A 24,167-nucleotide genomic window follows, 5' to 3' on the forward strand; every position below is an offset into this window, starting at 1 on the left:
AGGCCTGAAGCTGATCAGCCCCAGGCCCGTTTAAAAGCACAAATTTATTCTTCGTCTACAGGTTTCTGTTGTTCATATGTTTGATGAGCAACAGTGCTGTCTGGCAGAACATTGCTCATGCCAACCTGCAGCTTATTCTTCATACCGGATATCACCTTATCTTTACCGGCCATCAGCGCTTCATAACCATCCTTCGCTACGTCAGCCGGATCAGACATCGCATCCTTATCCTGCACAGCTTTACTGTCCAGCATGTCTGCCTTGTTAAAGAAATCAGTATCGGTTACCCCCGGCATCAGCGCCGTTACGGTGATGTCAGTATCCTTGAGTTCTTCGCGAATTGCCTCTGTGAACGACAAAACAAAAGCTTTGGTACCATGATACACTGCCTGCCAGGGCCCCGGAAGCTTACTGGCAACAGAAGCCAGGTTAAGTACCTTTCCGGAATTCCTTTCGATCATCTCTTTAACAAATAGTTTGGTAAGTACCACAAGTGAAGAAATGTTCAGATTGATAATATCCAGTTCACGGTCAATATCGGTATCCTCAAATTCTCCGTATACGCCCTGACCTGCATTGTTTACCAGTATATCAATACGTATGTGTTGCGACTGAAGATCTGCAAAAAGGGCAAAAGCCTCTTCTGGATCAAACAGATCCTTTGCGATAGGGATCACCTTTATACCATTTTTTTCCAGTTTTGCGACTTTCGCATCCAGCTCATCCTGATGACGCGATACAATCACCAGGTTGTAACCATCTACAGCAAATAGTTTAGCGAGTTCAAAGCCTATACCGCTGGTTGCACCGGTAATTAAGGCATATTTGTTTTTAGTTTCCATAGGATTTTTGTTGTTAGGTATGATGAAATTTCAGTACCGGAGCCTGCTTAGGGCTTCAATACAACTTTGACGCAGTCGTCCTTTTTTTCGTCAAAGATCTTGTAGGCATGTGATACCTCGCTCAATGGCATCACGTGGGTGATAATATCATCCAGCACCACCTTTTCTTCTTTTACCAATTCAATCAATGTGTCGATGTAATTTAATACCGGTGCTTGTCCCTGTTTGATCGTTAATCCTTTATCAAAGATTCTGAAAAGCGGGAAATTGTCATACGGACTGCCGTACACACCCAGGATAGAAACCGTTCCGCTTCTTCGAACAGCTTCAAAACACAACTCCAAAACTTTTATGCTGCCCTTCTCAAAGTTGACAGTAGCTTTAACCTTATCCAGAAAGGATCTTTCTGGTTCAAATCCCACGGCATCGATACAAACATCTGCGCCACGTCCCTGCGTCATTTCGCGGATAGCTTCTACCACATCTACTTTATGTGGGTTCAGCGTATCCACCTTGTTCACTGCCTTTGCTTTTTCCAGACGGTAGTCGAGGGGATCAATAGCAATCACGCGACTGGCACCATGAAGCCATGCAGCTTTTTGTGCCATCAATCCTACAGGACCTGAGCCAAAAATAGCCACCACTTCTCCACCTTTCATCTGTGCCCAGTCTACACCCGACCAACCGGTAGGGAAGATGTCGGTAAGAAATAAAGCCTGCTCGTCGGTAATATTATCAGGAATAACACGTGGAGATACATCCCCATAAGGCACACGCACATATTCTGCCTGGCCGCCTGAGTAACCACCATAAAGATCGGTGTAACCAAAAAGCGCCGCACCCTTCTGATCCATCAGGTCGCCATTGGGTCCGTAGTGTTTGTAATTAGAGTTTTCGCAACTAGGTGATGCGCCGTGGTTGCAAAAAAAGCAATGTCCGCAGGCAATGGGGAATGGCACGATCACACGGTCACCTTTTTTCAGGTTTTTTACTTCCGCGCCAACTTCTTCAACGATACCCATAAACTCATGTCCCATGACCATGTCGGTACTTTGAGGCACTGCGCCACTCAAAATGTGAAGATCGGATCCACAAATCGCGGTAGATGTCACTTTTAAAATGATGTCAGTTGCCAGTTCAATTCGGGGATCAGCTACAGTCGTGTAACTGATGTCTCCTGGTTTGTGAAATACTGCTGCTTTCATAAGTAGTTTTTTAGGTAGATGTTAGCAACTCCAACAAGCCGGCAAAGAAAAAGTTTCATCGGGTTTTGAAGATTGTAAATCAGATTATAAAGAGGTCTAAACTTTTTTGATTTCACCTTGTTACACCAAAATACTTTAAAATGCAAACCATGGGAAAGATCATTAACCTTCTTGCCGGCCTTGCCGGAGCAGCAGCCCTCAACATACTTCATGAGTCGCTAAAAAATAAACGTGATACCCCCCGGATCGATTTGTTAGGTGAGCAAGCCCTTCAGAAAGCTGTCAGGTATTTCGGTGGCAATATTACAGACTCAGACGATCTGTATAAAACCACTCTTGCCGGGGATCTGGTGTCCAATAGCATTTATTACAGTTACATTGCCTCTTCAAAACGTAAAAACATCTGGGTCACTGCAGTGGGCATGGGTTTGTTAGCGGGGATCGGAGCGGTTACTCTGCCAGAACCTATGGGACTAAATCCAAAACCTGTTGCTAAAACTGAAGAAATCAAGTTAATGACTGTTGGATATTACCTATTTGGTGCATTGGTAACTGCATTTGTCGCATCAAAACTAAAAAGAGAATGAATGGTCATGGTGGATTTTGTTAGTTGCACAAGAAGCCAGGAAGGTATAGCCATTTTTTCAGAACTTTTGGGAATCCCCGGTGTTAAGAAGGCACCAATGATTTTAGAAAGGTCTTGAAAGATTTGATGCCACTGAAAGTAAACCGGTTCGAAATTCACGATGGAAGCATACACTATGTGGATCCAGGTTCTGCGCCCAAAGTAGATACCTCCGTGAAAGAAATGCATGTACTCGCTGGTAACCTGACCAACAGTGCCGATGAAACTTCAAAGTTGCCCTCAACGATAGTGGCAGACGGTAAAGCCTATGATGGTACCATCCATATCAACATGAAAATGAATGCCTTAAATAAACAGCCTACATTTGATCTGGCTGCGGATATTAAGGGGGCGAACCTGGTTAAGATGAACAGCTTCCTGAAAGCTTACGGGAAGTTTGATGTCAGTAAAGGTACCTTTGGCCTCTACAGTGAATTTGCGGCAGAAGGTGGCAAGTTTAAAGGTTATGTCAAGCCGATCATCAAGGATCTGAAAGTACTGGGGACAGAGGATAAAAAAGACGGTTTCTTCCAGAAAGCAAAGGAGGCACTGATCGGCTGGGGGGTAATATCCTGAAGAACCCAAAAAAGAAGCAGGTGGCTACCAAAATACCCATTGAGGGAACTTTTAAAGATACTTCAATTGATAGTGGCTCCGCCATTTGGGAAGTTCTGAAGAAAGCTTTTATTGAAGCGCTCATGCCCAGCATCGACAATGAGATTTCGCTTTCATCGGTAAAAGAGGTGAAAGGTAAAGAGAAGAAGAAAAGCTTTTTCGGGCGACTTTTCTCGGGCAAGGACTGATAAACTCTTCAACTGCCTGAACTTTTTTTAGTTGCAACGACGCGACCTTTGGGTTATGGAAAATATCACATTACCCGAATTTGAGCAGGGCCAGGGGCCTGTACTCATGCTGAACATGGTGAAGTTCAAGGATCAAAAGATCTACTTTGAACAGTATATACCCGCATTTAATCAAGTGCTGGAAAAACTGGGCATCGAAGGTGTTAGTGTCAAACTGGTAACCCAAGTAGTTGCTAACGTTATCGCCGATGAGGGCGAGCAGTGGGACCAGATTGTACTGGTAGAATATCCTGATGCGCAGACATTTAAAAGAATCGCTGAAAGTGAGGTTTATCATCAGATAGCAAATCCACTTCGTGTTGCAGCAACTGCTGAGCTCAAACTTTTGATGACACGCAAAATCGACTTTTAGCGCTGAGATTTACTGAAGTTCTAAACTGATTTTTGCCGGAAGCTATCGTTTAAAGATTAGTATGCGGAGATTACAGGCGTTAATCTCCGCATCATTTGCTAACTATAAAATATGCTGTTATTTCTTTTTCTCCAATTCTGTAATCGCTGTCCATAATACCCCTGCCTCACCTCTGAAACTGGATGAACCTTTCGGTTGGTTATCAGGTGTATACCACTCATAAAAACCGTTATTGGAGATTACCCGGGCGAGCATTGGTTGCAGCGCTTCCCTCGCTTCTGCCAGTAAGTTGTACCTGATGAGCTGAGTCACCATTCTGCCGCCAAACCAGGTCCAGTCGCCCCCGTTTTGGTAAGAATATGGGCCCATCACCTTGTTCTTGAATGTTCCCGCCGGATAGACAGGGTACAGCGTCAGTCCGATCGTTGCCGCATGGGCATCTTTCACATTTTGCTGCATTTTTTGATATGCTTCCTTCACCTGATTTTTTGTGAAAAGGCCAGCTTCTATAGCCACCGTTGTACCGCCATGGTAATATACCTTTGACTCGTCGAAAGATTGAGGAAAAGGCGAACCGTTTAAATAAAGATGGGGGATATACTTTTGTGCTTTGTCATCCCATAAGTATTTATTGATATTCTGGCGTACACCCTTATAAATCCCTTTCCATTTACTGCTCTGCGCTGCAGTTAAATTACCAAAAGAAAGATAATCATTGATAGCGATAAGGAACATCGCATTATCGTAAATATCAATTGCCCTGTGGGTGTTTTCATCGATCACCACACCCCAGCCTTGTTCAGGTTGCACATCCCCCCAATCGGCAGTGGTGGCGCCCCATATTAAACCATATTTCGTGTTAAACCTTTCCTTCATCAGGAAATCCATCGCCCTTTCGATATGAGTTTTTACTGTTAGTCCGGCTATTTTTTCCGTTAAAATACTTTGGTCACCTGTGATGCGGATATATTTTGCGATAGCCTGTACCAGGGAGGTTTCCTGATCGGTTTCTACCGTATTTTTGTGACCAAGAAAACCCGGAACCAGGTCGGATTTATAAAACTTACCTTCAGATCCTGCCTTATCTGCGGGAATGTAGCCGTCTAAAATAGAACCGTCAGGTTGCTGAAATTCAAAAAATGTGATCAGGTGTTTTCTGATCTGCGATTTGTCGTTCACCTTACAGCTCAATTCGATAAAGGTGTTTAAATCCCTGATCCAGACTTCCCCATAACCATCTCCTGCAGTAAAGCCTTTTTTAATCAGCTCTTCGGCCATGGTTTTAACCTTGCTTGTATTGGCGGCCTTTTCCTGCGCAAATGAAATGTTAACAGGCATTACAAGAGCAGTTGCTACAAGTATCGCGATTGTAAGACTTATTGTTTTGTAAAAAGGACGACAGGTTTTTGGATCTATCATAAAAAAGCGTTCAGGTTTATATTTGGTTATTATGTACAAACATATATACATTAATTTAATATACAAAATCATTTTTCTGAAATATAGATGGATCCTGAAAGTTGAATCGATCACCAGCTTTTTAAGGCTGATTGTATGTTTGTGGCCGCTTAATGCTATTTACTGATAATAAATTTGGTTATTTAACCCTGTATAAATATGTTTGTACATAATATGCTGAATCCAATGAGCATATCACCATATATAAACCTAACTGAACAGCCGGCATGAAACATTCTGGATCCTTATTGATATATCTCTTAATTGTTGCCCTGATATTTCCGGCTGTGAGCGTTGCCCAGAATAAAGTAGTATGGAAAATAGGGGAGCGCGATGGTAAAACAGAGGAGTTCGCATTGGCTCCGGGCAACTATCAGCAGTTTCTTGCTCATGATTTTGGCTGGGAAGACCGGTACTACCTGGTTGGGAAATCAAGTCCGAATACCGACTGGCCCTATGTCTTACCTGGTCCCGATGATAGCTGGGGTGGCACCGGACCAACCTCGGGGATCCGTTCACATCAGTTAAATGTGCTGTTTAACCTGAAGCCTATAAAAGCCGGCCAGCAATTTCAGCTCATCATGGATGTATTGGCATATAACGGCAAAAAACCACCTTTATTTAAAGTCACCATCAATGGAAAAGATTTTAAGTTCCTTTTGCCGGCAAATTCAAAGGATTCCGGACTAACCGGGAATTCCAAAAACAAAGCAGAAGCCTATAAAATAGATATCCCTGCCGGATTGCTACATCAGGGTGGCAATGCGATAAAAATGACCATTTTAGAGGGTTCATGGCTGGTATTTGATGATGTCAGGTTGGAAGGTGCGGCAGAAATCCAGCCTTTAAAATCCGGGGACCTGTACATCAGAAGTGTCAGGGCAGCAGATTATACCATTGTTAAAGATGGACAGAAAGTGCAGCCCCTGCTGGTAGACATAGAACATCTCGCCAATCATCCAGAGGTTACTGTAAAAATTAACGGAAAGCAAATCTTGACCAGTGCAATTGACACCGGCCGTTATGTATTGGAGGTACCCATGTCCCTGTCTAAACAACCTAAGCAAACGACGTGGCAAGTACTTTCAGCAGGTAAAGTCATTGCTGCGGGCAGCGTCAGCGTTGCTGATCAACCATTAAAAACAGCAGCCGGATATGCCGACACCAAGATCGGTACGGCTCATTCCAGGTGGATGATAGCTCCTGGTCCCTGGATGCCCTTTAGCATGGTCAAACTAAGTCCCGATAACCAGAACAGCGGCTGGATGGCCGGTTACGATCCCACGATAGAAAGCATTGGTACCTTTAGCCACATTCACGAATGGACAATGGCAGGTCTCGGCATGATGCCCGTCAACGGTGAGCTCAAGTATCAGATAGGAGATCAACACCACAAAAATGAGGGCTACAGATCCGAAATTGATAAAAATACTGAGGAAACTCCTATAGGATATTATAAAGTCATACTCAAAAAGTATAATATCAAAGCAGAACTGACCTCCAGTACCAGATGTGGCTTTCAACGTTATACTTTCCCTAAATCTAAAGATGGAAGAGTAATGATTGATCTGAAAGTACCTTCGGAGTATGATTATCAAATCAAAAGTTTCAAAATTACCCAGGTCAACAAGCGCCGCATAGAAGGGTATAGTGAACAACATACTGCCAACGCCTGGTCGGGCGGCGTAGACCAGGATTACACCGTTCATTTCGTGATAGAATTTGATCAGGACATCAAAAAAGTTGGGGGATGGATCAATGGTAAAGCTGTATCAGGAGCAAGTATCAGCGGCAAGGATGCTGAGACTGCGGGGATGTATGCCGAGTTCGATACACAAAGCAGCGGTATAGTGCAGGCGCGTTCCGGGATTTCGCTGGTGAGCATCGCCGGTGCATCTCAGAACCTCAGAGAAGAAATAGAAAAACCTTTCGGTTGGAAATTTGACGCTGTACGTACTGCACACGTAAGAGCCTGGAATACATTGATGGACAGAGTGACCATTTCATCTGATAACAGTAGGGAGAAAACCCGATTTTACAACAACATGTACAGGGCACTATGCAGCCGGAATACCTGGAGCGATGTAGATGGTTCATGGATTGATGCCACTGAGCAAAAAAGACAATTCAGTAATGCTACTGATGTGGCATTGGGCTGCGATGCATTCTGGAATACCTTCTGGAACTTAAACCAGTTCTGGAACCTCGTCACCCCCGAGTGGTCATCAAAATGGGTGAAATCACAACTAGCGATGTTCGATGCCAATGGCTATCTCGCCAAAGGCCCCTCCGGGATGGAGTACATTCCGGTGATGGTTGCAGAACATGAAATCCCATTGATCGTCGGCGCTTATCAAATGGGAATTCGCGATTACGATGTCCAGAAAGCATTTTCTGCCACCTATAAAATGCAGACCCAGCCAGCAGCAACAGTGGGAAAGGGAAGGGCTGGCAATGAAGACCTGTTACCTTACCTGGAACACAAATATGTACCCTATGATAAAGGCAGGTTCAGCAATAGCCTGGAGTATTCCTATGACGACTGGACGGTAAGTCAGTTTGCGAAAGCATTGGGAAAGGATAAAGAGTATGCAGAATTTGCCGACCGTGGAAGCTGGTGGAAAAATGTAATCGATACGGTTTCGGGTTTCGCCAGGATGAGAAAGTCCGACGGGACTTGGCTGCCAGATTTCGATCCTTTTAAATCCGGTGCAAATGAGCACTACGTAGAAGGAAATGCCTGGCAGCTAACCTTCTTTGTGCCACAGGATGTGAAGGGCCTCGCCAATCGTATTGGGAAGAAAAGGTTTTGCGACAGGCTGGAATGGGGATTTAAGGAGAGTTATAAATGGCGCTTTAATGCCCCTAATGATGCCTATTGGGATTATCCTATTATGCAGGGCAACCAGCAGTCGATGCATTTTGCCTTCCTGTTCAATTTTGTACAGAAGCCATGGCTAACCCAAAAGTGGAGCAGGGCAATTATAGATCGGTATTATGGCTTCGATATTGCCAATGCCTATCTTGGTGATGAAGACCAGGGGCAGATGAGTGCCTGGTTTATCATGGCTTCTCTGGGGCTCTTTCAAACTGATGGCGGCTGTAGTGCACAACCCCGGTATGAAATCGGCAGCCCCCTGTTTACTAAGGTCGTGATTGATCTTGGGAACCAGTATGGCAGGGGAAAATCATTTACCATCGAAGCTAAAAATACCTCGAGGATGAACAAATATATTCAGAGCGCCAGCCTTAACGGTAAAGTATTAAACAGCTTTTCTTTCGCGGCGGCAGAACTGTTAAAAGGAGGTAAGTTAACATTGGTAATGGGAAGCAAGCCCAACTATAACTGGGGACTTTAAATCACAATCCTTACCTGACCGCAACTCCGGCCTCAGCATATCCGCTGAGGCTGTTGTCATTGGGCGGAGCATCAGTGATGATCACATCCAGGTCAGTAACCGGTCCGATAAAATAAGGATCAGCCGTCCCGATTTTTTCGAGTGTAGAGAGCGCAATCGTCTGCTGTGATACATTGATCATCACTTTCTTCAGTTCGGCTTCTTCATAATCTTTGGTTGTGATACCCAATAAAGGGTGAATGCTGCAGATCCCCAGCATGTATACGTCGGCACGAATGTTCTTGAAAGTATCAATTGCATTCTGGCCAATCGTGGTGAAAGATAATTTATGCAGGCGGCCCCCGGCAAATATAACCTCAGCTGCTGGATGGTCCTCCAGCGCATTGGCAATCGGAAAACTATTGGTCACCACCGTGATTTTCAGATCGTGCGGAAGACTTTGAGCAACCGCCAGGGTACTCGTCCCGCCATCCATAAATACCACGAGCCCATCACTGAGAAACTCAATCGCTTTTGCTGCAATGATCTTTTTTGAGGCAATCCCTTCTTTTTCCCGTTCCCGGTAATGATGAGGCACGCTGGAATGCGGTACGGCACCACCTCTGACAGCTTTCAGCAGTTTCTGGTCGGCCAGAACTTTGATATCCCGGCGTACCGTATCTTCAGAGACATTCAACTTCTCGCTCAGGTCTGTCAGTAATACCTTGTTATCTTTTGATAAATAATCCAGAATTATCTCCAGTCGTTCCTCTCTTATCATGTTGCAATATTAAGCAATATTTATTTTAATGTTGCAAATTACAGCAATAATTCGTTTGTTTGTTGCATGAAAACGCAAGGAAAGAAAAGTATTGCCATTGATATGGATGGAGTAATTGCTGATGTTGAAGCTCAGCTTATCAAATATTATGAACAAGTCTATGGCGTAAAAACGACTAAAGAAGCGATCAAAGGTTTATCCGGTGCAGATGCTTTCCCGCTGGATGCAGCTACAAGAACAATGATCTACACACCGGGATTTTTCAGGAACCTGGAGGTGATACCGGGAGCAGTAGAAGCCCTCACTATATTAAAAGATAAGTATGAACTCTATATCGTTTCTGCAGCTACAGAGTTTCCGCTGTCTCTTTTTGAAAAAGTGGAATGGCTGAAAGAGCATTTCCCATTTATCACCTGGCATAATATCGTTCTGTGTGGTGATAAAAGTATCATTGATACGGATTATATGATCGATGATCACTGCAAAAACCTGAATTTCTGTAAGGGAAAGGCCATTATGTTTGATGCACACCATAATCAGAATGAAGCAGGTCATGCCCGGTTTTTCTCATGGACTGAGATCCTGGAGTATTTTGAGCAGGAAGAACTGAAATTCGCTGAAGCCAGTAACTGATGAGCTCGCCGCAATTTATATCTTTACATCAGCTATGAGCCATCAATTGCGTGAACATATAGAAAAGATTATTCCGCTCAGCGAAGAGGAGTTTGAGTTTGTGAATGCTCACTTTATCAAAAAGAGTTTCAAAAAGAAGGAACTCATGGTAGAGACAGATGAATATGTTCCCTACAATTATTATCTCCTTTCCGGCTTAACCAAGTTGGTGTATACCGATCAGGATGCAAAGGACCATATTCTTGCTTTTGCGATGGAAGACTGGTGGGATAATGACTTTCAGGCCTATTACACCCAAACAAAAGCCACATTTTCGATGGAATGCCTCGAAGATACGGAGGCGCTATGCCTTTCAATCGAAAATTATCATGCGCTTTGTAAAGCACTTCCTAAGATTGAGCACTTTTTTCTGGAGAAAGTTACCCGTGGTTTCCTCGCTGCACAACGCCGTATTCTGTCACTGCTCACTACCAATACCGAAGAAAGGTACAGACAATTGCTGAAGCAACATCCCAGGCTGCTGCAAAGAGTCCCTAAGACTCAGCTGGCAGCCTATTTAGGTGTATCGCGGGAGGGCCTGAGCAGGATTATCCTGTAATCTGATTGGGTACACTCATGTTTGTGATATTTCTCACAACTGTATTAAAAGCGGTTTCCGGAGCTTTGCAGAATAGGAAATATTAATCAAATTTAATTCTACAATAGATGGAAAAGCGCGCATACAGCCCATGGAAATGGCAGGACGGACGTCATTATCAACAGTCAGTTGAAGTAAAACAAGTTGAAAGTACCTTATACTGCGCTGGTCAGGCAGCAGTATTACCCGATGGCAGCTCAAGTACGGCAGACATGAAAACCCAGTTACTGATTGCGATCGACAATCTGGAAAAGGTAATCACCGGAGCCGGATATGAAGTGAGGAACATTGTCAGGTTAGATGTATTTACCAGCTCCCACAAAGAGTTTTTTGAGGTGTTCGACACTTTCGGAGAGTGGATCGCCAGGAATGAGATCAAGCAGGCCGGTAGCTTTTTCCAGGTGACAGAACTTTATGAAACACTGAAGGTTGAGCTCGAGGCTACGGCGGTAAAGTAACACAGTTTAATCGGCCCTGAACTCCATTTTTATGGTAATCGATCCGGTTTTATTTTTATTGGAGGTGTTAAATGCACCTCCATAACTATAATCTTCATTGCTGTTTTTCCCCGTGATCTGGAAAATCCCCATTGTAGCTTTCTTCAGTTCTCCCAATGAGCTGCCTGCATTTTTTGCAATAGTTTCAGCACGGGCACGTGCATCGGCACTTGCTTTGCCTAGCAACTCCATTTTTACCTCGTTCAGTTTGGTGTTGTAAAACATGGGTGCCGAAGAGTTAAACTCGATGCCGCTTTGTATCAGCTCCCCAACTTCACGGGATATTTTATCCACTTTCTCAACCTCAGCGGACTCTATTTTAACGGACTGTGTTAAGTTGTATCCTGAAAACTGCTGAGAAAGGTACTGTCCGTTTGCATTGGTTTGCTGACTGAACTCTTTATTGATCGTTACTGCCGAAAATTGCAGATTCCCTGCCGCAATTCCTTTTTTAAGCAGGTAGCTGCGGATGGCATTTTCGTCCGCTTTCAAGGTGCTGTATGCTTCCTTCAGATCAAAAGACTTACGCGAGTAGGAGCCATTCCATACAATCAGGTCGCTGTTGAAATCTTTTTCCGACAGCCCGGTCACTACAATGGTTTCCATGGTTTTAGAACGGTACTTGTAGGCGTTGCCGATCAAGGCAAAAGCGATGATTGCACATAGGCCAACGATAACCGCAGTAATGATTGATGGTTTCATAGGAATGGATTTACTATAGCAAGATACAAAATTCTGGTATAACGAGATAATGAGGAATTCTTAGCTGAGATCAAATTCAACCGCTGTGTAAACACTTATAAGTGTAAATCTTTCAACAGGTTACAGCTTTCCCTTATTTTGGGTAAATGTGGATTTTAAAGTTTTATATTTATAGTAAGTTCCTGTAATATAATACTTAACGCTCATCAATCTTCTCTCAATGAACACGAAAACTCTCCCTGTAAATGAGTGCGTACAAAATGTGCAAAGTCAAATTCTGAGTACTCAAAACCATTTTTTTACGGGCTCGCTGCAGTTGGAGGAAATTGGCGAATACATACCCGGCTCTGTGATGGTGCAGGACCTGAAGGTGCTGACCAATACTTACATGAACAATAAAGGTTGTGAGATTCTGAAAAAAAGTAAAGAAGAACTGGCGGCTATGGGACCCAATTACTTCCGCGATTTTTTTCCCGCAGAAGAAGTGAGCTGGTTCTAAATGAACTCCGTCTTTTTGCAGACAGGGGAGACCGTTCCAGCTGGTATTCTTTCTTCCAAAGAGTCAGAGCAAATGCTGCCTCGGGTTATGAATGGTACTTTACCACCTGCAGGATATATACACCTGCAGATGATCCGGAGAAGTTATTGATGATGAACATCGCATTGCCTGTCAATGGTCTGCAGCATAATTCTAAAAAGATAGATCATCTGATTGGCGATAATTCTTATGTAAGGTTGAATCTGGAAAGGTATAAATCCCTAACACAAAGAGAAAAACAGATCATCATTTTGATTGCCCAGGGAAAAGGGAGCAACCAGATTTCTGATGAACTGTTTATCTCTATTCATACGGTCAATAACCATCGCAAAAGCATCGTGCATAAAGTCGGGGATCGTTCACTGTTAAAGCTGGTAAAGTTTGCAGAGGCTTTTGGCTTGATTTAAGCCAGGTCTATCCCAATCTTCCCGTAGAAATCCCCATTCCCGGATTTGTTCTCCATCAGGCTATGAGCCTCAGCGATCTCCGACAATGGAAAGACCTTATTCAGGATTGGTTTCAGCTTATTATTTTCCACCAATTGCGTCAACTCATCCATTTTATTTCTGCTCTGTCTGGTAAACACAAAATGGTATGTCGCATTTTTCCCCCATGCGTGAATCAGGTTCTGAGGTTTTTCGATGTCTACTATGGTCACTACCTGACCCAGCTGACTCAAAATCTTTCCGCTGTCTGAAAGCGTATCTCCGCCAATGGTATCGATAATCACATCAACCCCTTTCCCAGCTGTCAATTCCTGTATCACATCGAGGTAGTTCTCCGTTTTATAGTCGATCACATAGTCGGCACCCAGCTCAAGAAGAAACTCATGATGAACCTTGCGTGCTGTAGCATATACAACTGCGCCCATTGCTTTTGCAATTTGAATTGTTGGTATGCCTACACCTCCGGCACCACCGTGAATCAATACTGTCTGGTTGATTTTAAGTTGTGCCCTCGTCACCAGCATCTCCCAGGCTGTGCCCGCTGCTAAAGGAAGAGTTGCCGCTTCCAGGTGACTGATGTTTTTTGGCTTATGCCCGATGATCGACTCATGCGCACAATGGTACTGCGCGTAACTTCCTTGTCCCTTAAAGATTTCCGGAGAGTAATAAACTTCATCGCCCACTTTAAAATTCTCTACTCCCTCACCAAGTTCCACGATCTCTCCGGAGACATCATGTCCAGTGATCACTGGTAATTCCAGCTCATTCTTATAATCCCCGCGACGAACCTGGATGTCTAAAGGATTAATAGATGTTGCAAATAGCCTCACTAAAACTTCCTTGAATCCAGGTTTTGGGGTCGGTAAGTCTACAATTTCAAAATTTTCAACGCTTCCGAACTGTTTTAACATTGCTGCTTTCATATTACATTGAGTTAATTAGGTAAATTCCTAAGTGTTATATTAAATTTTTTTATAAAATCTCTTTTATATGTTTTGCTAAATCCTGGATCAGTTGTTCGTTCCTTTTATAATACGTCCACTGACCTCTGCGTGTAGCAATCAACACATTGGCTACCGACATGGTCTTCAAATAATCGGAAACAGTAGGTACCGACATTCCTGCCTTCTTGGCGATATCGGATACACATACTCCCAACTCCGGTGTTTCTTCACTCAGTTCCTCTTTCGGGAAATGATCAAAAGGATCTTTTAACCAGGTAAGAATATTTAAACGTGTCTCGTTTGATAAGGACTTGATAACTTCTAGTAATTCCATGGTTACAAATTTAGGTAATTACCTAAATACCTGCAAATGGAAAATGTATTTTTTCTTAAAATAACTAATAAAGACGCTTTCAGAGTTTTATGTAATATGCGTTTGCTTTTTATAAGACGTAATAGTAGTAAATAATTCCTGAGCATCAATGTCCAGTTCTGATGCGGTCAGGTTAACCGGTAAATTCCCTTGCGCATCCTCTATTCCATTGACGGCCATGGCAGATAACTTCTGTTTAATCTTAGGAATATAATGATCCGGCTTGTCTACGGTAAGGGTAACCAAAGTATCTGCACCCACCTTATTGAGGTTAATGTCGATGATATCGTTCCAAAGTATCAATCCGGCTGCCTTGCTTACCGGGGTCACTTTTGAGAAGATTCCCTCCCTGGTAAGGATTACCAGTGGCGAAGTGTCTGATAAGGAAATTATCTTTTTGATGATCACAAAGGCTAAGATCAAACCAAATATCGCAGATATAGCGATCAGTTTGGCGCTTATGGTATCTGTGAATAGTCCCAAACCATATAAAAATATAAGCAGCAGTACTACAAATATGCCTGTGCACATCAGAATCAGGTTAACTGATTTCTTTCTGTTTCTGTAAAATTCCATGTGATGAGTGTTAATTTTGATTTACTTCCAGTCTACATTGAGGTTGTTCTCCTGTGCAAAGACTTTAGCCTTTGCTAAAAGTTCTGCATATCTGGACTCGAATTCTGCGCTGTACTTCTGCTCAATTGCTTTTAAGAGCTCGTCCTTCTGGGCCTGAGGAGCTTTGCTGTCACAGAGTTTTGCATATGCTGTATATTCATTTTTGTACACCGGAATTACAAATTCGTAAAGTCCTACCGACTTATCTTTAATGGTCTTCCTGTCATCGTCACTGGCTGATAATGCCTTGATGTCTTTCAGTGATTTTTCCATGTACAGTATGTTATTCTGTACACTGGTTACAGCTTCGTCGCCTTTCTTTTTGCTAGAAGGGATGTCTGGAAACTCGGTTGTCTCATCATTGATGTGTTTTGCCAAAATTGGCGTACCAAAATCGCTGATGGTATTGGTATTCAGGACAGCTACACCGAAAAATTTATCTGCAGGTTCTGAGCAGGACTGCAAAAACAGGAAGACAGCTAGTAGTAGGAAGATCGGAAGGGTAGTGGTACGGCTTTTAAGAGTGTAGGTCATGAAGTCAGAGATTGTTTATTAATAACTGATTTTCTATCAAAAATTAAGCCTGCAATGTTCAAACAGGGAAATATTTATCTATGGTATTGATTCCCTGTTTATTTTTTTTAATTTGTCGACATATCAAAATTTTAATCAATCCACATCTTCCTGAAGGCGACCTGTTTTTTGGAGGGAGATTTAGCGATCGTCACTGTTGCGGTAGTTTCATCATAATCAAGACCTGCCTTTTGCAAACTTTCTTTGAGCGGCAAGGGATTGCCCTTCTCCACATACTTGCTGAAAAACTCACGGATCTCCGGGTGGGTCATTTTGGTAATCGTATCAAACAGCGTGTCGTCTTTAAATGCACGTTCAGGTCCGTACTTTTTAGCCAGAGCCAGAATCAGATCCTGCGTACCAGACTTCCCATTTGAAAGTTCCCTTAACCGGATGTCCAGGCACAAACCTATTAGAGCGCCCTTCTGGTAAATATTCATATACTGATCCTGTCTTTCGATCGCTTGTTTACTCATCAGTGTCATAGAAAGCGTGTCATCAAACTTTTTCATGCCGTCGATTTTCTCATTGATGCTTTTAACAAACTCATCCAGGTTGATCATATGCTGTTTAACGGGCATATGTAAAGTTGCATATTCAGTCATGCCCTCATAGAGCCAGAAATGTTGTGACAGAACAGGGTTTAAGAAGTTGAATTCCTGAATCTCCTCAGAATGCACGTTTAGCGGAGTAAGCACATGAAAAAACTCATGAGATGCGACCCTCATCAGCGCCTGCGGTAACCGGTCCAGGTTTTTCGATCCATAGAGGCATACCGTAGAATTGCTGTGCTCCAGACCATCGCCCATTAAGCCATTGTGAGGGATTGATTCATGGTAGATCAGAAAGGCGTAATCTTTCACCGGAAGCTTACCGCCGAGGTAAGCCCTCTGGTTCTCCAGTATCGAACTGATCTTATCTGCCAGTACTTTAGAATATTTCTCCGGCGCTGCTGAATAGAAGGACACCAGGACCTTCGTGTCTCCAACCTTCAGCCAGGTGGTATCCGGTTTGCAGTACATTACCGGTGCGTCAACAAGCCGGCGGTAATCAACAGCTGTTGCAACATCAGTAGTATCATTTTTATGGTCAAATGGCAAGGCCGAAGACGCGTAAAAGTCGGGATTCTTTTTTATCGTAACGGTATAGCCTGTTTTCGGTAGTTCCTGAAAATATCCTACGAGTGCATTATAATTGATAATGGACACGCTATCTTTTTTAAACATGCTTGTTGGCGACTTCGCACCTCCGGTGTTTTGAACCAGGTATTCCCAGCCATCTTCTACCTGATAACTGATCTTTACGGTATGCTCCAGATCCGCTATTTTCCAGGTATTTACATCCTGTTTGGCTACTCCGATCTCCTTGCCGGTTTTGTCAAACGCTTTCAGTTCCGAAATATGCTGGCCGAAATTCATGGCATCATAATAACCGGGAACTAATTTAGGCATAACGAATGTCGCTGATTTGAGCTTATTTTTTGGCGGCGTAAATGATACACTGACCTTATCATTTTCTATGTTTAGGAGATCGATCTTATACTGGTACTGGTCCGTTTGTACCTGTGCCTGCAAATTTACGCTGAGCAGAAAGAGTGTAATAATGGTTATGATCAATTTCATATAAGAGCTACTATAATTTAACCTATGCTAATTTAAGCATTGTAAATTTTACGAATATCTTTTTTAATTCAGACACACAAATGTCTTCAAGAGGCGTTATCAGAAAGATGACATTTGTAGAAAAAAGATGTAGATAAAGATCTACTTTTATTAGGACCATTTCAGTCCCCATTGATGCAAATCATCAATGACTTTCAATAATTCCATTGCCCTGTCCGTAATTTCATAAACAATATGTTGTGGTGGTTTTTCCTTAACTACCACCTTAAGAATTAGCTCATCGGCAACTAATTCACCTAGCCTTTTGCCTAATATTTGGTCTGATAACGATGGAAATGCTTGTTTCAAGGTGCTAAACTGGACATGCCCAGCTGCTATCTTGTGTAAAATTTGCATTTTCCATCTTGGGCTGATACTTCTCAGCACATCATTCACCTCACAAGCCAGACTCAGTGAGGTGATATTACAAGCATTAGATGTTCCGGGCTTTAATTGACTTGACATACTGATCTTTTAGGTACTCACTTTCGGGTGAGTTATTGTTTCAAAAAGCGGTTGTTCCCAATTTTGTACAAAAATAAGATAATATGAAAACACTCATTATTCGTAAAAGCTCATTTTACACATTGCTGATTTTAATCCTGTCAGTTTCCAACATTTATGCACAATCTGTACAAAAAGCGCCAGTATTTGTTTTGGTTCATGGGGCCTTTCATGGTGGCTGGTGCTGGCAGCGGGTAAGCCGGGAACTAAAGGCAAAAGGGGATTCAGTTTATACGCCGACATTGAGCGGACTCGCTGAAAAGAAAAGTCAGTTGACTGATAAAATTGATTTAAACACTCATATTAATGACATTGTTGATTTTATGGTGAGCAAAGATTTGCATAATGTTATATTGGTAGGTCACAGTTATGCGGGAGCTGTTATTGCAGGTGTAGCAGACCGGATCCCTGAAAGATTATCACAACTTGTTTTTCTGGATGCTATGTTGGTTAAAAACGGGCAAAGCGCTCTTGATGTCAGCCCGGATGATATCAGAGTCTACTTTATAAAGGCATCAAATGATAACGACCAAGGCTTAAGTATCCCATTCTTCACAAGCGACTTTTTCGGCGTGACCGAGGTGGCGGATATGAAATGGGTAAACCAGCAACTGACAAATCAGCCTTTCAGGACGTTTTCTCAGGCCCTCATACTAAAGAATCCATATGGCAATCACTTACCATTAACCTATATCGCTTGTACTCAACCCGAACTCCGCGCAATCCAGCAGTTTGCAGACACAGCAAAGTCAAGTAGAGGGTGGAAATACCTGGAGTTAAAAACCGGTCACGATGCGATGATTACTGAGCCGGTAAAGCTGTCTGAAATGTTGCAATCCCTATATTGATATTTTTCTGCCGATCACACGTAATATCCGCCTTCAGCATTTTTATGCTAAAGTTTCAAATCCCTGTTTCTATTGGAACAGGGATGTTTTAGCCCGCAGAGGCTAATAAACGTCTTTTCGCTGATAGTTTATGAATCAATATTTTCAGTCTTGAACGATAATCTTCTCCTAGCCATTTCACATAATCCCGTGTCACTTTGCTCAGGCATTTACCATATAATTTAACCCTGTAATCAATCTCCCTGTCAAGCGAAGGGATCAGATCCAGTGCTTCCTGTTCATCATCAGAATTTTCCAGGCACATCATCGCATGCTGACGAATGGAGTCGCGCATTACTGTTTTTGCTTTTGCACCACTATTTATCGCTTTTTGGTAAGCGGCAACTACATCAAAAGCCACCTCCAGGCTATTGGAGAACTGGTTTCGCATTTCCAGTGGTATGGTATGTGTATCGCGCTCTGCAGAATGTAAACTTTGGTGGTAAACATCAGGGTGCTCAAAAACATGTTTCCAGTCAATCTCAGTATGCCATTCGCCAAAACGCTCAATATTATTGCCCAGATCGGTCACAGTAAATGACTTCTTGCCCGCCAGCCTCCTTGCGCCCCTGCCCACCATCTGGTGGTAAAGCGTCAGAGATGTCGTGGCCCGGTAGAGAATTACAGATTGGATAGTAGGTTCATCAAAACCTGTTGTTAAGATAGAAACTGATGTCAGTATAGCACCTTTAGTTTTTTTAAACCAGGCAAGAATTTCTACCCGCTCATCTGCAAGCGTCTTGTTATCCAGGTGCCGGATAGGGTAGCCAGCTTTGGTAAATGCCTCGAGGACACATCTGGATGCAAAGATGCCGTTATTAAAAATGAGTGTTTTCTTCTTTACAGAGTACTCACGGTAGGCATGCAGCAGAAGGTCAAGCATAACTTCTGATCCATAAAGCGCATCCGAACTGCTAACCGTATAATCTCCCGTCAATCCCATATTCAGCGAATTTAGTTCCACTTCGTAAGACTTTATCTTAGGGCTGGCCAGAAAACCATTACCAATCAATGACGAAATAGATTCGCCGAGAATTAATTCTTTGTAAAATTTATTCATAGGCAGATTGATGTCCGAGGAAAAAGGCGTAGCTGTTACACCAATGACCGAGGCATTTGGAAAATTGCCCAATAGCTTGTGAAAGGAATTGTGATGTGCTTCGTCCACGATAACCAGTCCTACGTCAGCAGTGTTGATCAGCTTATCCTGAATTCTACGTTTCAGTGTTTCCACCATAGCTACGTAACATTCAAATTTGTCTTTCAGAGGAATATTTTTAACACTGCTATCGATCACCTTATTCGTCACTCCACTCTTTTTCAGCGCAGTTGTTGTCTGCCGGCAAAGTTCGGTACGATGCGTCAGTACAATAACTTTTTTACCATAAGTAGCGATAAATCTTTTAGCAATTTCAGAAAAAATCACTGTTTTGCCTCCGCCAGTCGGAAGTTGATACAGTAGTCGCGCGCCCTTGTCATGCTGGTCTTCTAATCTGTCAAAAATCGCTTGCAGATCATGTTGCTGATAAGAGTATAACTTCCTCTTTGTTGCAGGAAGGATGGCGGAGTGATTTTCTGGTTGCATTTCCCTATAACTATCAAGTGACCAAAAGGTTTTAGAATCTATTTCTAGGTGAGATCTTTGTTTTGAAAAGGGAGAATTTGGAGAGAGATTCTGGATATAATAACTAGTTTTTGATAACAATTATGGCGTTACGATGTTAATCTGGCACGCCCATACTGGATGAACATGAATAATGAAGCAGAAAAAGTATTAATCTTAACAGTGAGAATGGATGAGGTTTCACAATCGTATTTTGATGCGCTGCGTGTGGAACATTTTCCTGCTGAGCGCAATTTCCTGAAGGCACATCTGACCTTGTTTCATAAACTACCCGATACCGCGGAGACAGTAGATATACTTTCAGATTTGACTGTCTCTCCATTTGTCGTAAAAGTTACCACACTTATCAATCTGGGTGCTGGGGTTGCTTTCCGGCTGGAGGGAGCAGAACTAACTGCGCTTCGTGCATCTCTATCTAAAGCATATGCGGAACATCTGAGTCCCCAGGACAAACAGGGTTTCAGGGGCCACGTTACTGTTCAGAATAAGACAAGCCCAGAAATAGCGCGTACATTGCTGGCCAGACTTTCAGAGGATTTTAACCCTTTTGAAGTTAGTGCGGTTGGTATTGATCTCTGGTATTACCTTGGCGGGCCCTGGGAGCACAAGCAGTATTTTCCTTTTCGATAAGAGTGCTCAGAGGGTCTAATTCTTAAATGTCTGAATAATCTGCCGGATACAGGAACCACGTATTTCCTTTAGAAACATTGTGTTGATACTCTGGCATGGCCGAAAGTTTTCTCCAGTAATCGTCTTTTGTAAAGGCATCCCAGTGTTTGTCTCTGTCTGCACGGTTTTCAAATGTGGTCATATACATTAGGTTTGGCATTGCAGTTCCGGCGACTACCTGTCCGTAAAAAATTGCATTGAAATTCAGTCTTTTAAATAAACTCACTTCATCGCCTGTATTAAACATGCGGATTTTATTGGCCGAAATCTTTTCTGTTGGACCTTCATAACTTCTCAATTCATACACCCTGTCCTTTTTTGCGGCGCTGAGCTGAGGCAGGGAGTACTTCGGACTTTTATAAAACGCATCCAGCAGGATCGTTTCAATTCTGTTGTAAGGAGCGATATTGTAGGCAGCATCAAGGTAGTCGGCACCATCCAACAGATATTGTTTGTCTTTTTGTAATCTCGCATCCAGTTTAAAAAAATCATCTCTGGAAGCGAAGGGGATGAGCACATAGATCAGCTTTTCTTCAGTAGCCTTAACCGGATCTGTAATAGGTTTAAAGACACCGATGCTTGAAATGCCTGCCCTGTGCAATGCCGGAATAAAGGCCTTGCTTAAATACTGGTCGACACGGGTTTCCTGATCAGCGGTGCTTAGATGATAGATCTTAAGCTGATAAAAATCAAGTTTCGGAGTAGCGGTTGAGATATGAGGTGCCAGTGCAATAAGCAGCAACAGGAAAAATAGCGTTAATACTTTCTTAGACATGAAGTTGGATATTTGATTAGTCAGTAATACTCGCTAAGTTAATCAATAACTTTTTCAATGACATATAAAAATTGTTTGTAATGTCAATCTTCCAAAGGGCAATCGTATCAATGTTCTTTTTATTGGCCAGATATTTGTATGATATTATCATCTATCAACTAAACATATCAACAACATGAAATTATCCAGGGAATTTTTAAATGACTTTAAAGCTAGCAATGTCAAAATCGGTGATATTATTACTTTTAAGAGGTCAGAATATGAAACCAATGGAATAGCGGGGTTATCAAATGAAGAATTTGTGCAGAAATGGAAGGATTTTACCGCCAAATTAAACGATACAATTAAATTTAAACTAATGCCGGCCAAATTTGACCCGAGCGGCAACGGAGTTTCACTCATCGTTACACGCTTGAATCTTATGCCAACGGCGTAATATTAAGTATTTGATTGCTCTCACCGGCTCCACGATCAGTGGACAGATGTATTTCTCAGAGCATTTAAACGATATTTTGGGTCCGGAGGAAACTATTCCTGCCGGACTTTTTTAATTACAATTATTTCTTAAGTACCATGCCATTGAGACTCGTATATTTCTCATTTGGACTTATTCCTTCTCCCCAAGATGGGGATGGAACGAACTCCAGCGTTGTGCTGTCTTTAAGTTTTAAGTTGACAGGGTGTCTATTTCTCCTTGTTTTATCGGATATCAACACTTCTATCATATCCTTTTGACCATTATCGCCGATGTCGGCAATTATATTCATGTCATTCAGATTATTATACATCACTGTATCGTTTTTTGAATACTTGACGCCGCCTCCCAAAAATTGAATATAAAAAGTCGGCTCTTTTTTAAAAGGGTGGGAGAATAGTTCAAGTTTCAACGTTATTTCAATACCGTTTTGCTTCGTATACCAGGTTCCTGCAAATTTCTTGAGTTTAGGAAAAACAACCAGAGTGCCAGATTTAGGTGGTGAAATTAGAAAATTATGGATTTGCCCATCAATTGTATCCTGAACTTGTGCATTGGATTTTTGAAGGACAAGAATGAGTATGATGGAGAGGGAAATTTCTATAATCGTTTTCATAAATGTTATATTAATCACCTACTGACACTACCAGATAACAACCATCCAGTTTATGAAAATGATTGTTATTAAACCCCACAGTGAGGATATTGAACCCCTTCATATGCTGATTAAATAAATCCAGCGTGCCCCATTCACCATTATGATAATAACCTCCGGAAGGTAAATTGTCAGCAAGCAAAAAACTGATAGGGTGCTTAAATTTTACTGTATCTGAGCCAATTTTAAGCTGGAAATAGCCCATTCCGTACCACCTTGCCAGTCGCGATGATGGTGCTGCCGCCATAGAGAAATAGCTGCCGGATTGATATTTCTGTTTTAAAAAATAGTCGAGTGTGATAGCTGATTTTGGATTGTCCCAAGCGTAGTGCTTCAAACCAGTTTTATGGCTGTAATCCGTTACAGGCAGTAATTGATGGAAGTTGTTTTCGTATTCGGTGGGAACACTGATAGAACTTGTTTTAGGAATAAATACTTGTAAGACTTCTCCATTTACTGACATGATGTAAGTCATAGGGTTCTCTTCTTCATAGACGGTAACTCCATCAGCTTTGGACAGCAATTCTTGCAGCAGGCTTGAAAGCGCTTCCGGTGCCATTGCTAAATCTTTATTGATATTTTTATAAGCGATCTTCTGATTCTTCCCAGTTTTCAGGTAATCGTTGTAATGATCTGCGTAGAGCAGATGTCCGTTGAAGGGTCTGCCGAAAGCTGTGCTGCCTGTTTCATTCAAGCTGTCCAACGCTTTGCCGGTACTGTCTATTCGGTAGTAAGTCACCGAATACGTAGGCTGCTCGTATTCTTTTGGCTTGAATTCCTCAACGCTTTCTACGATGATATTATTATTAATAGAGTCCCGGTAAAGAGCTCTTGGCCTGGCGCCGGTAAATAGGGGTATAATTTGATAGTTTGTATTATCTATCTTTTCATTTACTGCCGGATAGCTCTTGTATTTTTCCGGTAGGCGGGAGAGGAAATAGTTTTCACTCCTGAAGTAACGCCATGCTGTTATGCCCAGGAAAACGATTAACATGGTCGATGCAATGATATACAATCTCTTTTTTTCCATTAAAAGTAAATGATGTGGAATCTTATTCCGCGACTAAAATACGCTTAGTTTTTAAAAAATTTAGTTTGAATTTAACTACAGACAACTATTTGATGACATCTTATAATATGGAAGTAGAATGAGTTCTTCAAAAGATATATTTATATTAGCGTATTGATTATACAAATAGTAGACTTATGGAAATTTTATTAAAAGAATATGAAAGCAAAGGCTCTGCAACGGCGCAGGACAATGATATACGTGTAGGTGCAATGACCTATTCCATCGCAGGGCCAGAACTCATCATTATAGATTCTACACATGTTGAACCAGCTTATAATGGTAAAGGTGTTGGCCAGCAAATGTTGTATAAGATCGTAGAAATGGCGAGGGAGAAGAATATTAAAATTATTCCGTTATGTCCATTTGCTGCAAGCATGTTCAAGAAACTGGATGATATCAGAGATGTATTGAAGTGATAATATA

At 42.3% G+C, this 24,167-nt stretch carries 29 protein-coding genes; 14 read left to right on the plus strand and 15 right to left on the minus strand.

Features of this window, described 5'->3' with window-relative positions; translation table 11 throughout:
- Window positions 1-44 precede the first annotated feature (44 nt).
- Both OQY15_RS20610 and OQY15_RS20615 read right to left on the minus strand, forming a co-directional pair.
- Window positions 45-842: an SDR family oxidoreductase gene (locus tag OQY15_RS20610; RefSeq protein WP_265793891.1), complete on the minus strand. Its 798-nt coding sequence runs from the start codon at window positions 840-842 to the stop codon at window positions 45-47.
- Window positions 843-889: 47 nt separating this feature from the next.
- A complete protein-coding gene (locus tag OQY15_RS20615) occupies window positions 890-2,047 on the minus strand; it encodes a zinc-dependent alcohol dehydrogenase (protein WP_265793892.1) in 1,158 nt (385 codons plus the stop codon).
- Between the two features lie 149 nt (window positions 2,048-2,196).
- Here OQY15_RS20615 and OQY15_RS20620 point away from each other — a divergent pair, with 149 nt between their 5' ends.
- The 4 genes from OQY15_RS20620 to OQY15_RS20635 all read left to right on the plus strand — a co-directional run bounded on the left by OQY15_RS20620 (window position 2,197) and on the right by OQY15_RS20635 (window position 3,887).
- Entirely contained in the window at window positions 2,197-2,634 is a 438-nt protein-coding gene (locus OQY15_RS20620) for a hypothetical protein (RefSeq protein WP_265793894.1), read from the plus strand.
- Window positions 2,635-2,759: 125 nt separating this feature from the next.
- On the plus strand, window positions 2,760-3,248 hold the full coding sequence (locus OQY15_RS20625) for a DUF748 domain-containing protein (protein WP_265793895.1): 489 nt from the start codon (window positions 2,760-2,762) through the stop codon (window positions 3,246-3,248).
- A 20-nt stretch (window positions 3,249-3,268) separates the two neighbouring features.
- On the plus strand, window positions 3,269-3,475 hold the full coding sequence (locus tag OQY15_RS20630; protein ID WP_265793897.1) for a hypothetical protein: 207 nt from the start codon (window positions 3,269-3,271) through the stop codon (window positions 3,473-3,475).
- Window positions 3,476-3,530: 55 nt separating this feature from the next.
- Window positions 3,531-3,887 (plus strand): DUF1330 domain-containing protein, encoded by a 357-nt coding sequence (locus tag OQY15_RS20635; protein WP_265793898.1) that lies wholly within the window; start codon window positions 3,531-3,533, stop codon window positions 3,885-3,887.
- Window positions 3,888-4,004: 117 nt separating this feature from the next.
- On the opposite strand, the gene OQY15_RS20640 is transcribed toward OQY15_RS20635, so the two are convergent.
- The gene (locus OQY15_RS20640) at window positions 4,005-5,225 is read right to left on the minus strand and encodes an amylo-alpha-1,6-glucosidase (protein WP_265793899.1); all 1,221 of its coding nucleotides are present in this window, start codon (window positions 5,223-5,225) and stop codon (window positions 4,005-4,007) included.
- A 347-nt stretch (window positions 5,226-5,572) separates the two neighbouring features.
- Between OQY15_RS20640 and OQY15_RS20645 the strand changes: the two genes are divergently transcribed.
- Entirely contained in the window at window positions 5,573-8,704 is a 3,132-nt protein-coding gene (locus tag OQY15_RS20645; protein WP_265793901.1) for a GH92 family glycosyl hydrolase, read from the plus strand.
- A gap of 10 nt (window positions 8,705-8,714) precedes the next feature.
- Here the strand turns inward: OQY15_RS20645 and OQY15_RS20650 are convergent, their stop codons facing one another.
- Window positions 8,715-9,464: a DeoR/GlpR family DNA-binding transcription regulator gene (locus tag OQY15_RS20650; RefSeq protein ID WP_265793903.1), complete on the minus strand. Its 750-nt coding sequence runs from the start codon at window positions 9,462-9,464 to the stop codon at window positions 8,715-8,717.
- 66 nt (window positions 9,465-9,530) lie between these two features.
- Here OQY15_RS20650 and OQY15_RS20655 point away from each other — a divergent pair, with 66 nt between their 5' ends.
- The 3 genes from OQY15_RS20655 to OQY15_RS20665 all read left to right on the plus strand — a co-directional run bounded on the left by OQY15_RS20655 (window position 9,531) and on the right by OQY15_RS20665 (window position 11,192).
- Window positions 9,531-10,097 (plus strand): 5'(3')-deoxyribonucleotidase, encoded by a 567-nt coding sequence (locus OQY15_RS20655; protein WP_265793905.1) that lies wholly within the window; start codon window positions 9,531-9,533, stop codon window positions 10,095-10,097.
- A 34-nt stretch (window positions 10,098-10,131) separates the two neighbouring features.
- A complete protein-coding gene (locus tag OQY15_RS20660; protein ID WP_265793907.1) occupies window positions 10,132-10,695 on the plus strand; it encodes a Crp/Fnr family transcriptional regulator in 564 nt (187 codons plus the stop codon).
- A 107-nt stretch (window positions 10,696-10,802) separates the two neighbouring features.
- Window positions 10,803-11,192: a Rid family hydrolase gene (locus OQY15_RS20665; protein ID WP_265793908.1), complete on the plus strand. Its 390-nt coding sequence runs from the start codon at window positions 10,803-10,805 to the stop codon at window positions 11,190-11,192.
- Between the two features lie 6 nt (window positions 11,193-11,198).
- Here OQY15_RS20665 and OQY15_RS20670 read toward each other — a convergent pair whose 3' ends face one another.
- Window positions 11,199-11,933: an SIMPL domain-containing protein gene (locus tag OQY15_RS20670; protein WP_265793909.1), complete on the minus strand. Its 735-nt coding sequence runs from the start codon at window positions 11,931-11,933 to the stop codon at window positions 11,199-11,201.
- Between the two features lie 220 nt (window positions 11,934-12,153).
- Between OQY15_RS20670 and OQY15_RS20675 the strand changes: the two genes are divergently transcribed.
- On the plus strand, window positions 12,154-12,432 hold the full coding sequence (locus OQY15_RS20675) for a hypothetical protein (protein WP_265793910.1): 279 nt from the start codon (window positions 12,154-12,156) through the stop codon (window positions 12,430-12,432).
- A gap of 149 nt (window positions 12,433-12,581) precedes the next feature.
- A complete protein-coding gene (locus OQY15_RS20680) occupies window positions 12,582-12,878 on the plus strand; it encodes a helix-turn-helix transcriptional regulator (protein WP_265793911.1) in 297 nt (98 codons plus the stop codon).
- Here OQY15_RS20680 and OQY15_RS20685 read toward each other — a convergent pair.
- From OQY15_RS20685 to OQY15_RS20710, 6 genes are all read right to left on the minus strand, one after another.
- Window positions 12,875-13,840 carry a zinc-dependent alcohol dehydrogenase family protein gene (locus OQY15_RS20685; RefSeq protein ID WP_265793912.1) on the minus strand — a complete coding sequence of 322 codons (966 nt, stop codon included), beginning with the start codon at window positions 13,838-13,840 and terminating at the stop codon, window positions 12,875-12,877. The two genes, OQY15_RS20680 and OQY15_RS20685, sit on opposite strands and share 4 nt — an antisense overlap.
- A 49-nt stretch (window positions 13,841-13,889) precedes the next feature.
- Window positions 13,890-14,195: an ArsR family transcriptional regulator gene (locus OQY15_RS20690; protein WP_265793914.1), complete on the minus strand. Its 306-nt coding sequence runs from the start codon at window positions 14,193-14,195 to the stop codon at window positions 13,890-13,892.
- Window positions 14,196-14,282: 87 nt separating this feature from the next.
- On the minus strand, window positions 14,283-14,810 hold the full coding sequence (locus OQY15_RS20695; protein WP_265793916.1) for an STM3941 family protein: 528 nt from the start codon (window positions 14,808-14,810) through the stop codon (window positions 14,283-14,285).
- Between the two features lie 21 nt (window positions 14,811-14,831).
- Entirely contained in the window at window positions 14,832-15,383 is a 552-nt protein-coding gene (locus tag OQY15_RS20700) for a hypothetical protein (protein ID WP_265793917.1), read from the minus strand.
- 131 nt (window positions 15,384-15,514) lie between these two features.
- Window positions 15,515-17,044 carry a hypothetical protein gene (locus tag OQY15_RS20705; protein ID WP_265793918.1) on the minus strand — a complete coding sequence of 510 codons (1,530 nt, stop codon included), beginning with the start codon at window positions 17,042-17,044 and terminating at the stop codon, window positions 15,515-15,517.
- Between the two features lie 150 nt (window positions 17,045-17,194).
- Window positions 17,195-17,548 (minus strand): helix-turn-helix domain-containing protein, encoded by a 354-nt coding sequence (locus tag OQY15_RS20710; protein ID WP_265793919.1) that lies wholly within the window; start codon window positions 17,546-17,548, stop codon window positions 17,195-17,197.
- An 83-nt stretch (window positions 17,549-17,631) separates the two neighbouring features.
- Between OQY15_RS20710 and OQY15_RS20715 the strand changes: the two genes are divergently transcribed.
- Window positions 17,632-18,435, plus strand: coding sequence for an alpha/beta fold hydrolase (locus OQY15_RS20715; protein ID WP_265793920.1), 804 nt, complete (start codon window positions 17,632-17,634; stop codon window positions 18,433-18,435).
- Between the two features lie 88 nt (window positions 18,436-18,523).
- Here OQY15_RS20715 and OQY15_RS20720 read toward each other — a convergent pair whose 3' ends face one another.
- Complete coding sequence (locus OQY15_RS20720) at window positions 18,524-20,059, minus strand: DEAD/DEAH box helicase family protein (RefSeq protein ID WP_265793921.1); 1,536 nt, start codon at window positions 20,057-20,059, stop codon at window positions 18,524-18,526.
- Window positions 20,060-20,224: 165 nt separating this feature from the next.
- Here OQY15_RS20720 and OQY15_RS20725 point away from each other — a divergent pair, with 165 nt between their 5' ends.
- Window positions 20,225-20,728 carry a 2'-5' RNA ligase family protein gene (locus tag OQY15_RS20725; protein ID WP_265793922.1) on the plus strand — a complete coding sequence of 168 codons (504 nt, stop codon included), beginning with the start codon at window positions 20,225-20,227 and terminating at the stop codon, window positions 20,726-20,728.
- 22 nt (window positions 20,729-20,750) lie between these two features.
- Here the strand turns inward: OQY15_RS20725 and OQY15_RS20730 are convergent, their stop codons facing one another.
- Window positions 20,751-21,542: an NIPSNAP family protein gene (locus tag OQY15_RS20730; protein ID WP_265793924.1), complete on the minus strand. Its 792-nt coding sequence runs from the start codon at window positions 21,540-21,542 to the stop codon at window positions 20,751-20,753.
- 175 nt (window positions 21,543-21,717) lie between these two features.
- On the opposite strand from OQY15_RS20730, the gene OQY15_RS20735 reads away from it, so the two are divergent.
- Window positions 21,718-21,978, plus strand: a complete 261-nt coding sequence (locus OQY15_RS20735; protein ID WP_265793926.1) for a hypothetical protein — start codon at window positions 21,718-21,720, stop codon at window positions 21,976-21,978.
- A 121-nt stretch (window positions 21,979-22,099) separates the two neighbouring features.
- On the opposite strand, the gene OQY15_RS20740 is transcribed toward OQY15_RS20735, so the two are convergent.
- Window positions 22,100-22,633: a DUF6705 family protein gene (locus OQY15_RS20740; protein WP_265793927.1), complete on the minus strand. Its 534-nt coding sequence runs from the start codon at window positions 22,631-22,633 to the stop codon at window positions 22,100-22,102.
- 10 nt (window positions 22,634-22,643) lie between these two features.
- Window positions 22,644-23,702: a hypothetical protein gene (locus OQY15_RS20745; protein WP_265793929.1), complete on the minus strand. Its 1,059-nt coding sequence runs from the start codon at window positions 23,700-23,702 to the stop codon at window positions 22,644-22,646.
- A gap of 176 nt (window positions 23,703-23,878) precedes the next feature.
- Here OQY15_RS20745 and OQY15_RS20750 point away from each other — a divergent pair, with 176 nt between their 5' ends.
- Window positions 23,879-24,160, plus strand: coding sequence for a GNAT family N-acetyltransferase (locus OQY15_RS20750; protein WP_265793930.1), 282 nt, complete (start codon window positions 23,879-23,881; stop codon window positions 24,158-24,160).
- Window positions 24,161-24,167 lie beyond the last annotated feature (7 nt).

The organism is Pedobacter sp. MC2016-15, from assembly GCF_026239695.1.
In the GTDB taxonomy this organism is placed as follows: Bacteria; Bacteroidota; Bacteroidia; order Sphingobacteriales; family Sphingobacteriaceae; genus Pedobacter.

Excerpts from the sequence above, each read along its gene's own strand:
- OQY15_RS20740 (WP_265793927.1), bottom strand. The coding sequence starts at position 22,633 with ATGAAAACGATTATAGAAATTTCCCTCTCCATCATACTCATTCTTGTC.
- OQY15_RS20745 (WP_265793929.1), bottom strand. The coding sequence starts at position 23,702 with ATGGAAAAAAAGAGATTGTATATCATTGCATCGACCATGTTAATCGTT.
- OQY15_RS20680 (WP_265793911.1), top strand. The coding sequence starts at position 12,582 with ATGATGAACATCGCATTGCCTGTCAATGGTCTGCAGCATAATTCTAAA.
- OQY15_RS20695 (WP_265793916.1), bottom strand. The coding sequence starts at position 14,810 with ATGGAATTTTACAGAAACAGAAAGAAATCAGTTAACCTGATTCTGATG.
- OQY15_RS20660 (WP_265793907.1), top strand. The coding sequence starts at position 10,132 with ATGAGCCATCAATTGCGTGAACATATAGAAAAGATTATTCCGCTCAGC.
- OQY15_RS20640 (WP_265793899.1), bottom strand. The coding sequence starts at position 5,225 with ATGCCTGTTAACATTTCATTTGCGCAGGAAAAGGCCGCCAATACAAGC.
- OQY15_RS20675 (WP_265793910.1), top strand. The coding sequence starts at position 12,154 with ATGAACACGAAAACTCTCCCTGTAAATGAGTGCGTACAAAATGTGCAA.
- OQY15_RS20720 (WP_265793921.1), bottom strand. The coding sequence starts at position 20,059 with ATGCAACCAGAAAATCACTCCGCCATCCTTCCTGCAACAAAGAGGAAG.
- OQY15_RS20670 (WP_265793909.1), bottom strand. The coding sequence starts at position 11,933 with ATGAAACCATCAATCATTACTGCGGTTATCGTTGGCCTATGTGCAATC.
- OQY15_RS20625 (WP_265793895.1), top strand. The coding sequence starts at position 2,760 with ATGCCACTGAAAGTAAACCGGTTCGAAATTCACGATGGAAGCATACAC.
- OQY15_RS20645 (WP_265793901.1), top strand. The coding sequence starts at position 5,573 with ATGAAACATTCTGGATCCTTATTGATATATCTCTTAATTGTTGCCCTG.
- OQY15_RS20730 (WP_265793924.1), bottom strand. The coding sequence starts at position 21,542 with ATGTCTAAGAAAGTATTAACGCTATTTTTCCTGTTGCTGCTTATTGCA.
- OQY15_RS20635 (WP_265793898.1), top strand. The coding sequence starts at position 3,531 with ATGGAAAATATCACATTACCCGAATTTGAGCAGGGCCAGGGGCCTGTA.
- OQY15_RS20735 (WP_265793926.1), top strand. The coding sequence starts at position 21,718 with ATGAAATTATCCAGGGAATTTTTAAATGACTTTAAAGCTAGCAATGTC.
- OQY15_RS20710 (WP_265793919.1), bottom strand. The coding sequence starts at position 17,548 with ATGTCAAGTCAATTAAAGCCCGGAACATCTAATGCTTGTAATATCACC.
- OQY15_RS20610 (WP_265793891.1), bottom strand. The coding sequence starts at position 842 with ATGGAAACTAAAAACAAATATGCCTTAATTACCGGTGCAACCAGCGGT.
- OQY15_RS20615 (WP_265793892.1), bottom strand. The coding sequence starts at position 2,047 with ATGAAAGCAGCAGTATTTCACAAACCAGGAGACATCAGTTACACGACT.
- OQY15_RS20705 (WP_265793918.1), bottom strand. The coding sequence starts at position 17,044 with ATGAAATTGATCATAACCATTATTACACTCTTTCTGCTCAGCGTAAAT.
- OQY15_RS20725 (WP_265793922.1), top strand. The coding sequence starts at position 20,225 with ATGAATAATGAAGCAGAAAAAGTATTAATCTTAACAGTGAGAATGGAT.
- OQY15_RS20655 (WP_265793905.1), top strand. The coding sequence starts at position 9,531 with ATGAAAACGCAAGGAAAGAAAAGTATTGCCATTGATATGGATGGAGTA.
- OQY15_RS20665 (WP_265793908.1), top strand. The coding sequence starts at position 10,803 with ATGGAAAAGCGCGCATACAGCCCATGGAAATGGCAGGACGGACGTCAT.
- OQY15_RS20620 (WP_265793894.1), top strand. The coding sequence starts at position 2,197 with ATGGGAAAGATCATTAACCTTCTTGCCGGCCTTGCCGGAGCAGCAGCC.
- OQY15_RS20700 (WP_265793917.1), bottom strand. The coding sequence starts at position 15,383 with ATGACCTACACTCTTAAAAGCCGTACCACTACCCTTCCGATCTTCCTA.
- OQY15_RS20690 (WP_265793914.1), bottom strand. The coding sequence starts at position 14,195 with ATGGAATTACTAGAAGTTATCAAGTCCTTATCAAACGAGACACGTTTA.
- OQY15_RS20715 (WP_265793920.1), top strand. The coding sequence starts at position 17,632 with ATGAAAACACTCATTATTCGTAAAAGCTCATTTTACACATTGCTGATT.
- OQY15_RS20750 (WP_265793930.1), top strand. The coding sequence starts at position 23,879 with ATGGAAATTTTATTAAAAGAATATGAAAGCAAAGGCTCTGCAACGGCG.
- OQY15_RS20650 (WP_265793903.1), bottom strand. The coding sequence starts at position 9,464 with ATGATAAGAGAGGAACGACTGGAGATAATTCTGGATTATTTATCAAAA.
- OQY15_RS20685 (WP_265793912.1), bottom strand. The coding sequence starts at position 13,840 with ATGAAAGCAGCAATGTTAAAACAGTTCGGAAGCGTTGAAAATTTTGAA.